Annotated in this window: 3 protein-coding genes; 2 read left to right on the forward strand and 1 reads right to left on the reverse strand. The window is 41.8% G+C overall.

The window, feature by feature from the left end:
* The coding region (locus tag JUI58_RS19625; protein ID WP_204105505.1) for a hypothetical protein at nt 1–182 on the forward strand (182 nt) is incomplete at its 5' end.
* Between the two features lie 43 nt (nt 183–225).
* Nucleotides 226–621 (forward strand): hypothetical protein, encoded by a 396-nt coding sequence (locus tag JUI58_RS19630; protein WP_204105506.1) that lies wholly within the window; start codon nt 226–228, stop codon nt 619–621.
* 18 nt (nt 622–639) lie between these two features.
* Here the strand turns inward: JUI58_RS19630 and JUI58_RS19635 are convergent.
* Nucleotides 640–1,448 (reverse strand): CHAP domain-containing protein (locus JUI58_RS19635; protein ID WP_204105507.1); only part of this gene is annotated, 809 nt, incomplete at its 5' end.

The following is a 1,448-nucleotide window of genomic DNA, read 5'->3' on the forward strand; positions in this document are numbered from 1 at the left end:
CGCAACGCTTGCGCCCTTTGATGCTTGCACCCTTTTTTGATAACGGCGATCGCGCTTTCAATCAACCAATTCATAAACAATGCGATCGCGTCTCTTTATCGGGATTCTTTTTGGGAGGAAATGCGATCGCGAAATGTCTCGGAACTAGAATTATGTTGGGTAATTTTTGGGCGATATTTTGAGGATAGAAATTGCTGAAATTGGGTGCATACCGGAAATGGGCGTATGCAATACGCCCCTACCCCAATATTTATTTTTTACCCCTACAAAATCGCCCAATTCTATCATTTTACCGTAGGGGCGCAACGCTTGCGCCCTTTGATGCTTGCACCCTTTTTTGATAACGGCGATCGCGCTTTCAATCAACCAATTCATAAGCAATGCGATCGCGTCTCTTTCTCAGGACTCTTTGGGAGGAAATGCGATCGCGAAATGTCTCGGAACGAAAATAATGTTAGGCAATTTTTGGGTGATATTTTGAGGATAGAAATTGCTGAAATTTGGGGTGTATACCGGAAATGGGCGTATGCAATACGCCCCTACCCCAACATCAATTTTTTACCTCTACAAAACCCCCCAATTTTATCATTTTACCGTAGGGGCGCAATGCTTGCGCCCTGAATTGTTGAACCAAATCAATTATTTTGGATTTGTCCAACCATTGATTCGATAATCTGTTGCAAATATAGAACGCTCACCTGCAACAATTCCATCACTCAACCCGTTGCCGATATCAATATATTTCACTTCTTTTGTACTTGGGTTATAGCTAGTTACAATCCCAACATGACCATAATCACCGTCAAACTTTGGGGCGTGCTTGCCAAAAGAAATGATAGCTCCCGGTTTTGGTGGATTAGAACTTAAACCACTGGTTGTTGTATATGAGTCAAAGTATTGTGGGAAGTTACTTGCAACAACACTTGCTGTTGCATGACCATTACCAAAAGCTCGTTGTTTAGTCCGTTCGGATTCAGGTAAAAACACCTCTTGGATGTATCGAGCAATTAATGTGACACATTCACCTTTGAGATCGCTTCGATCTAATCGAGTAATTTTGCTAGTTTGTGCTTTTGCCCATTGGAAAAATGCTTCTATTGTTGAATTAGAAGTTTGCTCGAGCAAATTCAACACAAGTTGATAGTTTGTTGCATCTTCTAATTGACCCGATAGAGCATCAACCCGGATTTTGTATTGAGTATTCGGCTCCAAATTATGGAAAGCATAGGTTGAAGATGGGTCTTGGTTAGTTGATTCAACAGTCTTCAGAACGTTATTTTGATTGTCATACAAAACAACTTTGACATCGCCATCTAATTTTGCATCAGCCTCACCATTTTCATTCCGAATTGCAAACTGAAGCAGCCGCCCCACAGAATCCGTCGTGAAGGTATAAGCATCGCGATCGCTTGTCGGTAAACCCACATGATCATTAACCGTGATCCGTT

Origin of the sequence: Spirulina sp. CCY15215 (assembly GCF_016888125.1) — a bacterium.
In the GTDB taxonomy this organism is placed as follows: Bacteria; Cyanobacteriota; Cyanobacteriia; order Cyanobacteriales; family Spirulinaceae; genus CCY15215.

Coding starts and splice junctions, on each gene's coding strand:
- JUI58_RS19630 (WP_204105506.1), top strand. CDS start 226: ATGCAATACGCCCCTACCCCAATATTTATTTTTTACCCCTACAAAATC.